The organism is Arthrobacter sp. I3 (assembly GCF_000520575.1).
Lineage (GTDB): Bacteria > Actinomycetota > Actinomycetes > Actinomycetales > Micrococcaceae > Arthrobacter > Arthrobacter humicola_A.
In genome coordinates, this window is the sequence record NZ_KI914950.1 from 1 (window position 1) to 8210 (window position 8210).

The following is an 8210-nucleotide window of genomic DNA, read 5'->3' on the forward strand; positions in this document are numbered from 1 at the left end:
CGGCACTTGTCCGCCTGGATTGTGTCGTCATGCCAGACGATCACGTTGCCGTCGGTGGTCAGGTGGGTGTCCAGCTCCAGCGTGGACACGCCGAGCTTCAGCGAGTTGGCGAACGCGGCCAGCGATTCCTCGGTCCACTCGCCGCGGCCGCCGCGGTGCGCCTGCAGGTCAAAGGAGCCGTTGCTCTCGTTGGTCTTGATTGCCGTTGTTGCCTCTGCGGCCTTTGTTGTGGCGGCGTTCGACGACGGCGAGCCGGCTTCGGGGTTTGAAGCGGCGACGGCGGGGCTCGCCAGCGAGGCGATGAGCGCGGCAGCGGCCACGGCAGTCAGGGGTGTGCGCATGGTGATGGTTCCTCCCGGGTGACGTTACCGGCGTCGTGCCGGCGACCCGACCACCGTAGGGAGGTGAGATGGACTGTTGTGTGCGGGGAGCTAGACCGGGAGTGAACACGAGGAAACCGGGCAGGGTGACGGGTCTGGAGACGCGAAAAACCGTTCGTGTTCCGGACGGATCATGACCCTGCAGGAACTCCGCAGCGGGTCAGGACTCCTTAGGTGCCGCCCAGGACCGCCTGCAATTTCTCGAACGACTCGGTCCATCCGTTGCGGTGCAGTTCGAGGCGTTCGTCTGTCAGGAACGGTCCCTGCGAGAGCACCAGGCGCGTGCCTGTGCCGGTACTTCCGAGTGAGAGGTCGACGACGGTTTCCCGGTCGGCCGGTGTCGGTTCCTCCCAGCGGAAGGTGTACACCAGGCGCCAAGGGGGATCGATCTCCAGGAACTCGCCTGAGAGGTGGAACGGTTCGCCGTCCGGTGGGGTCATCCTGAATCGGTAGCGGCCGCCTTCGGCGAGGTTGAGCTCGGCTGAAGGGATGATGAAGCCGTGCGGACCCCACCACTTCACCAGTTCGACCGATTCCGTCAGCATCCTGAAGATTTCTTCCGGGGGAGCGGCGAGCGTGCACTCCAGGTTCAGGACCAGGCCGCCCGTTTCCTCGTTCCCGGTTCCCTCATTATCGGACTCCGCATTCATCCTTCAACTCTGGCATTGTGCGGACGCCGGCGGAAGTGCGCTTTGCAGCTCGCTGTTCGAAGAGCGTCCCTTCAGCCCAATGCCAGCCACCCCTGTTTCCGCAAGACCAAATCGGTCCATAATGGCCACATAACTTCGGGGATCCCTCACGCTGGTGATGGGTGGCGCGGCGTTGAAGAGTCCCAGGTGGCTGCCCCCAGCTCTGCGCAGGGGCGGTCACGGGCTCCGGACAGGTATTCCGGGGACCGAAACCGGGGGGAGCATCGCCATCGCTGCGGTCATCAACGCACTGAAGGGAATCATCATGCTCAAGGATTCAAACATCATCGCTGTCCTGCCCGCGAGGGACATCAACAGGGCGAAGGAGTACTACCGGGACAAGCTGGGAATCGAACCCTCCGAATCCATGGAGGAGGGCAGCGTCATGTACAGCTGCGGCCAGGGAACCCGCTTCCTCGTTTACCAGACAGACAATGCCGGGACAGCCAAGAACACCCAGATAGGCTGGGAAACGGACAATCTGGAAGGCGAGATGGAAGAACTGCGGGGCCGCGGCGTCGTCTTTGAAGACTACGATTTTCCCGGCCTGAAGACGGAGAACGGCGTCGCCACCGCATCCTGGGGGAAGGCAGCCTGGTTCCTGGACAGCGAGGGGAACATCTTCAACATCTCCCAGCGCGCGTAGGCCGGAGACTGGCCCCGGTCAACGACGCAAAGCATCCTTGCCGCCGGCCACTAAGCCGGAGAGAACCGGCTCCCGCCACCAAAGCGGGAGCCGGTTTCAGCGTGCCTACCAGCGCTGGATAAGGCAAAGAGCGCGGTCAGAACGGCAGGGTACGCAGTAGCGGCTACCCGCACGCTAGTTCGTGTGCGGATCCCCCGGACGCCGGTGCCGGTGGTGCAGCTCATAGCTGTCGAACACATCGGAAGAGGTGGCTCCGGAATGGCCGAATTTGCCTCGGAGGACCTCCGCGAGTCCGTCCAGCGCGGCGTGGAGCATCCGTCCGGCGAACTGCAGTTCAGGGTTCTCGCTGCGCTGGGCCTGGGATGCCAGCTCCTGGGCGTAGGCCACCGTGGCGGGGAGGGAGCCGCGCTGCTCAATTTCACGGAAGTAGTAGGTTTCGTGGAACGCAAGCAGGTCTATGCTCACCGTAGCCACGTTTCCGGCAATTGCCTCCAAAAGGCCGGCAGCGTGACTGGGATCCATGGCCGATACACCTGCCGGACCTGCAGCCTCCCTGAACAGGTTCAGCTGGTGGGCAAGGGCCCGGCGTCGGTTCAGGGCAGGGAAAGTCTGCAGGATCCAAGTCACCGTTGCTGTCAGCAGGCCGAATCCGGTGACGGCCTCAAGGGCGACAACCAGCCGGAGCAGTGGTTGCGTTGCCACGATATCGCCAAACCCCACGGTGGAAAGTGTGACCAGGGAGATGTAGAGGGCTTCGGCGAAGTCGGCCCGCACTGGAACCCCGGCTCCGTAAACAAAGCCGTCCGTCAGATGGGGCAGGTATAGCAGAGCCCAGCCGATGGCCGCCAAGCCTGCCCAGGCACCAATGACAGCGGCCATTGCCAAGGGTGCTGCGATGAAGGAGCCCCGGCCTCGCAGTTTTCTCGATACAAGCCAGAATCCGCGCATGATCGCCCGGCCCAGAGGACCGGAACCGTGCGGATAGAGGAGTGTGCGAAAGACGTCGACGAGCATCAGCAGAACCAGCCCGGCCCCCAAAACCGTCCAGAGCGTGTCCTCGAAGTCCATGCCTCATCTTAGAGGCGGCATTATTTGAGGAGGAGCCGCACCGTCCGGGCAACGGGCCCACAGGATTGCCCCCGACGGGCGGGTGCCCCAGTTGCTCGCAGACCTTCCCGAGGCAGATGGCGAGCACTTTGGGTGCCTAGCGTGCGACCATCAAAGTGCCGCAGCCCGTGGGTGTGCCGGCTGTATCGGTTCTCGCGCGCAGAGTGGGCCGGAACGACGTCAAGGGGGAGCGTTGTGATGAGGGGATCTCGGCCGAAGGAAAGTTCGCTGCCGCGCTGGGCCAGAACCGCCGTCGTCGCCTATTTGTCCGTGGTGGTTGCCGTTGTTGTCGCCGCGCTGCTTACCGCAGGCTTCGAACTGGCCCTGGACGCCAGGTTTAAGGAGGGCCTGCTGCTCGTCATGGTGGTTCTGACACTGCCGGTTTCGGTTGGCTATTTCATCATCGGCACTTTCGGCTCCGGGGGTGAATTGAGCCTGATTACTGTCCTCTACTATCTGGGATACGTCCTCCTTGCGGTGGTCAACGCGGGTGTCTTCCGAAGGATTGTCCTCAGCACCCGGAAGCGCGCACCGGTGCCGGCCGCCGGAATGCCCGGCGCCTCGCCTCATTACCCAGGTGTGAAACTGCGCGGGGTAACCCCGGACGCCAGAAAGCTCTGGTGGACCGTGCCGCTGGCAGTTTTGCTGAGTCTTCCGCAGTGGATGGTGGCGAGTTTTTCCTGGTGCGGGATCAGCGGCTGCAGTGGGGGAGGTTTCGGCGTGGCCACCGGCACCGAATGGGTCGCGGTGATCCTGAGCGTCGTCAACGGGGTCATCCTGGCAGTGGCCGTGTTCGCAGTGCGCTGGCTGTATCCCACCAGGAAGCGTGCCCTCATTGCATTGGCGGCCGGGACGCTGTTCGGTCTGGTGGGCGCCGCTGTCACCCACGGGTAGTGCCCGGGGTCAGCTCGGCGTGGCAGTGTCAATCGATGCGGGAGCGGTCCGCCCGCGGGCGCGAGGCTTAGGAGGCGGCAAGGTGCCGCGTTGTCTCTCGTATGGGTGGTGGCTGGCCTGGTGCCTGGCTGGCAGCCCTTCTGGGAGACCGGGACCGATCGTGAGGTTTGGTCCCGCCGGTGTTATGTCGGTTCCGTCCTGTGGTGGGTGTGGACGCCAGTAGGCTGCACGGCATTGATCGGATCGGGATCCTGAGTAGCATTGCAGGCACTTCCAAGCTGAGGAGCGTCATGGACAGGTTCGACGAAACGACCGCGCCGGCCACCCTCGTGCAGGGCAGGGCGTACAAACTTGCAGCCGACGAGGGGACCGCCCTATGGTTCACGAATGCATTGGTCTTGGTCAAGGCAGGTGGCCCGGAGACGAAGCAGCGGCTGACCATTACGGAGATTCTGCATCCGGCTGGCTACGCGCCACCGATGCACCGGCATCTGGTTGAGGATGAATCCTTCTACATTATTTCGGGCACGGCTCTGTTCGAGAGCGACGGACAGCGCTTCACCGTGCAAAAGGGCGATTTCGTCTTTCTTCCCCAAGGTTCCACCCACACATTTCTTGCCGGGCCCGAAGAGTCCTTTCGCTCCCTCGTGATCACAGTCCCGGCCGGCTTTGAAACCTTCGCCGCCGAGGTAGGAGCGCCGGCAGCGCGCAGGGAAATACCGGACCCCAAACCCATCGACGGCGAGGCACTAACCGCGATCGCTGCACGCCACAACATCGAGATCGTCGGGCCGCCCCTCACTACCTGACAATGGCGAGATTGTCCCCGGCCTTGAATTCGACAACACGTGCGTTATGCCGCCAGCCCGCTCTGGACCTCCGCTGCATGCTGCGGAGCCCGGGTGGCGGCAAGCCGCTTCGCCAGGTATTTGGCGTCCCGGCACACGCCCGGGAGGGTTTCAGACGCTGCGGCGAAGATGAGATCCTTCCCCAGCAGGTACAGGCCCGGAAGGGCATCCACGATCCCGCGGTGCTGCTGCTCCCGCCAGTCCGCGGGCAGTGCCGGGATGTCCAGCCATGGGTAGGCCTCGGTGAAGCCTGTGCACCAGATGACGTTTGCCACCGGAAGGCGCCGACCGCCGTCGAGTATTACTTCGCCGTCCTGGACTCCGGTGACCCGCGGCACCAGGTGGACGCCGGCGGCGCCCAGGTCCCCGAGCTTGGTGCGGATCAACGGTGACGCCTTGCCAGCAAGCTTGGGCAGCACCTTGCGCCCGACCGGCGTGTTGGTGTTCAGCACCTGCATCCCGGCGAAGCGGACCACCGGGAGGAAGAAGCGGGCCGCGGTCCGGCCGTGCCGGAACGGAATCTCCGCACTCGGCTTGCCGGCCAGCCAGGTTTCATGCGTTCGGCTGGTCTCCAGGGCGATCTCCGCCCCGGAGTTCCCCACCCCCACCACCAGGACGGGACCGGGCTTGAGCTGGGCAGAGTTCTTGTAGCTTTGGGAGTGGAACTGCACGACGTCGGACGGCAGTTCCGCCGCAAAGCCCGGCGTCTTGGGCAGCTGGCAGGCGCCGGTGGCGAGGACAACGTTCGCCGCCGTCCAGTGCTGCGTCCCGGCCGTGACATGGAACCGCTGCCCGTCGTGGCTCAGCCGGGTGACGGCCGTGTTGGGCCGGACCGGCAGGTGGAACCGGGAGGCATAGTCCTCCAGATAGTCCGACTGCTCGTCCTTGGTGGGGAAGGCGAGGCGGTCGCCGGGGAAGGGCCGGCCGGGCAGACCGTTGTACTTTGCGGGGGTGAACAGGCGCAGCGAGTCCCAGCGGCTCCGCCACGCGTCGCCAACCCGTGTGCCGGCGTCGAGAATGACAAAGTTCCGGTGCTGCTGCGCCAGGTAGTAGCCCAGCGCCAGGCCGGACTGTCCGGCACCGATGATGACGGTGTCGACGGCGGCAGTACCGACGGCGCCGTGGGTGTCAGTTGCTGGGGTGGTGTTCATGGTGGTGCCTCCTTGGTGCTGCATGTGCAGTTGGGTGCTTATGAACGCTCAGGAAGCGCAGGTACCAGCGGGGCCTTGAGCTGCATGGGCAGGTAGCCCACCGCGAAGATACCGGTGGAATCCATTCCTGCGAGCACTGAAACGTTCATGCCATTAACGCTATTTTTCGTCGCGTCGCGGCGAATCGGGCGAATCACCCATTTCCCGTCTGCCGTGGGAGAAATCCGGCGTGCGGGAAATGGGTAATTTTATGCAGGGAGGGAGGTCGGGCGAGTCCGTGCTGGTAGGCGTAGGCCGTGACCGCGGCCCGGGAGGGCAGGCCCAACTTGGTGAAGATATTGCTCAGGTGCCGGGCCACCGTTTTTTCGCTGATGAACAGTTCGGCAGCGATGTTCCGGTTGCTTAGTCCGGCGGAGACGAGCCGGACCACCTCGGTTTCGCGGGCGGTGAGCGGCCCGGCGCCGGCGGCGTGACCGACGTCGTTCCCGGTGGGTGGCGCCGGGGCGATCCGCGCGTCCGGGGCTACGGGCGCCGATTGCTCAAGCTCCGATAGCGCCGGCGCGGCGCCCAGCTCATAAAATACTGCCCGGGCTGCCTCACGCTCCAGCCGGGCGGATTCCTCATCGCCGAGCGCGGTGTACAGCCCGGCCATGAGGGCGCGGCAGCGGGCCGCTTCGAACGGTGCATTGAGGCTGAGCCAGCGCGACCACGCGCGGCGAACCAGGATCAAGGCAGCCGCGGGGTCGCCTTCGTGGAACAGGACAGAGGCCTCCGACTGCTCGGCGAGGGCGTGCAGCATGGGCCTGTCGATCGAGGCGCACAGCGAGGCCAGCTCCTCCACGGCGGTCCGTGCTGTCAGAGCGTCGCCTGCGGCCACTTCGATCTCCACCCGGGCGGCGAGCATCCCGCGCCGGTAGTCGGGGGCGGCATCGTCCATGGCCTGCCGGAGCAGGGACTGGGCCTGGTCAGGCCTGCCTTGGGCCAGGCGCAGGAGCGCCAGTCCGGGCTGCGGCGGGAAACCGGTCTCCTGGGCGTGCAGGTAGGAGGCCTCGGCGGCGTCGAAGTCGCCCCGGAGCCGGTGGATTTCGCCCTGTTCGTAGAAGCCGCCGTAGGTGGCCATATGGTCGCCGTGGAAGGCGAGGTCCTGCGCGGTTTTGGCAGCGTCGATCGCCTCGGTCCAGGCACCGTGCAGCCGGTACAGCTCGGCCCGGTGCATCTGGCACTGGCCGCTGAAGGCCACCACGTTCTGCTGCGCGTCGCACCACCGGTCCAGCGCCCGCGTCCACTCGTGCGCGCGGCGCAGGTCAAAGGCCAGATGGCAGGTTTCGATCATTGCGCAGTAGATGATCCCGGCGGGGATGGGGGAGATTTCCCCGACGGTGACGGCGACCATGGCTTCGTCAAGCAGGGCCAGGCCGCCGTCGAACTCACCCAGCATGATCTTTGCCTGCCCGAGGCCCAGCGTACCGAGGGCCGCCGAGTCAGCGTCGCCGCGTGCCCGTCCGAGTTCGGCGGCCCGGGTGAAGGCTTCCGCGGCGGTGGCGCCGTCGCCTTGGTAGAGGGCGCCCAGCCCGGCGGGGATGGACAGCAGGCCCTCGAAGGGGCAGGGCTCGGGCAGGTCGTCGACGATCCGGTGGGCGCGGGCGAGCCAGCCGGCGCTGCGGGCCGGTTCGCCCAGCAGGATGAGGTTCATCCCGGTCCAGACGGCGCAGCGGGCGGCGGCGGAGTAGTCGCCGTCGGCGAGGTATTTCAGGTGCGCCCGGGCCAGGATGTCCACTCCGTCGGAGCCACGGCCGGTGAGGATGACGGAGGTGGCCAGCTGTTCCAGATCGCTGGCCGGAAGCTCGGCGTCGTGGTTGGCGGCGGTGTACTGCCCGACGGCGTCCGTCCAGCGCCGTTCGGCGTAGGCTTCCCGGCTGTGTGCGAGTGTAGACATCGCATCTCCCCGTTCCCGGTGGCGGGTCTGAGCCTGGGTGCGCTGCCGGAACCGGCACTCTCGGAACCGGTGGTGGGAGGCCTGCCCGTCATCTGTTTTTCAGGCTACCGCCGGGGTTAATGGGCGGCAAGGTGCGGGGCTGGCGCGACCCAGACCTCGTCGATGGGATCGGTCAGGGTGACTGCTTCGTCTATGGGCCCGCCGGCGTTCATCTCTCAGAAGCGGAGCCGGCCCCGTCGTCCGTAAGGCCCATGAACATCGTCCGGTGCAGGATGTCCACGTGCTTGCGTGAGACTTCCACGGCTTTCTGGACATTTCCGGTACGCAGGGCTGCCACAAGTGCGACGTGGTCGCAGTTGGATTTGTGCAGCAGCTCGATGGGGTAGGGGATGAAGTAGGCATAGAGCTCCGCCAGCGTCTCGTGATACGCCTCGACGGCGGTACCCAGCCCCGACGCGGTGCCCACGAGTTGGTGGAACTGCTCGTCTGCCTGGTGGTACCCGGACCAGTCCGCGGACTCGGCCATGCTGTGCCAGGAGCTCGCCAACACCGCCCGCCG

The 8210-nt window shown here is 65.7% G+C and carries 9 protein-coding genes; 3 read left to right on the forward strand and 6 right to left on the reverse strand.

Translation table 11 applies throughout. From position 1 onward, the window contains the following. A partial coding sequence (locus Y706_RS30410; RefSeq protein ID WP_043436447.1) for a glycerophosphodiester phosphodiesterase family protein occupies window positions 1-341 on the reverse strand: 341 nt, incomplete at its 3' end. 209 nt (window positions 342-550) lie between these two features. Beyond that, the gene (locus tag Y706_RS0118265) at window positions 551-1030 is read right to left on the reverse strand and encodes an SRPBCC family protein (RefSeq protein ID WP_052355099.1); all 480 of its coding nucleotides are present in this window, start codon (window positions 1028-1030) and stop codon (window positions 551-553) included. A 304-nt stretch (window positions 1031-1334) separates the two neighbouring features. Here Y706_RS0118265 and Y706_RS0118270 point away from each other — a divergent pair, with 304 nt between their 5' ends. Beyond that, a complete protein-coding gene (locus Y706_RS0118270; protein WP_028277745.1) occupies window positions 1335-1715 on the forward strand; it encodes a VOC family protein in 381 nt (126 codons plus the stop codon). Window positions 1716-1889: 174 nt separating this feature from the next. Here the strand turns inward: Y706_RS0118270 and Y706_RS0118275 are convergent, their stop codons facing one another. Next, window positions 1890-2783 (reverse strand): potassium channel family protein, encoded by an 894-nt coding sequence (locus tag Y706_RS0118275; protein WP_028277746.1) that lies wholly within the window; start codon window positions 2781-2783, stop codon window positions 1890-1892. Between the two features lie 234 nt (window positions 2784-3017). On the opposite strand from Y706_RS0118275, the gene Y706_RS0118280 reads away from it, so the two are divergent. Together Y706_RS0118280 and Y706_RS0118285 are read left to right on the forward strand one after the other, a co-directional pair. Next, complete coding sequence (locus Y706_RS0118280) at window positions 3018-3716, forward strand: hypothetical protein (protein ID WP_156945192.1); 699 nt, start codon at window positions 3018-3020, stop codon at window positions 3714-3716. Window positions 3717-4006: 290 nt separating this feature from the next. Beyond that, complete coding sequence (locus Y706_RS0118285; protein ID WP_043436448.1) at window positions 4007-4525, forward strand: cupin domain-containing protein; 519 nt, start codon at window positions 4007-4009, stop codon at window positions 4523-4525. A gap of 44 nt (window positions 4526-4569) precedes the next feature. On the opposite strand, the gene Y706_RS0118290 is transcribed toward Y706_RS0118285, so the two are convergent. The 3 genes from Y706_RS0118290 to Y706_RS26330 form a co-directional block, all read right to left on the reverse strand. Next, window positions 4570-5715, reverse strand: a complete 1146-nt coding sequence (locus tag Y706_RS0118290; RefSeq protein WP_028277749.1) for a flavin-containing monooxygenase — start codon at window positions 5713-5715, stop codon at window positions 4570-4572. 193 nt (window positions 5716-5908) lie between these two features. Continuing rightward, on the reverse strand, window positions 5909-7651 hold the full coding sequence (locus Y706_RS30415) for a helix-turn-helix transcriptional regulator (RefSeq protein WP_084476229.1): 1743 nt from the start codon (window positions 7649-7651) through the stop codon (window positions 5909-5911). 208 nt (window positions 7652-7859) lie between these two features. Beyond that, a partial coding sequence (locus Y706_RS26330; RefSeq protein ID WP_156945194.1) for an FCD domain-containing protein occupies window positions 7860-8210 on the reverse strand: 351 nt, incomplete at its 5' end.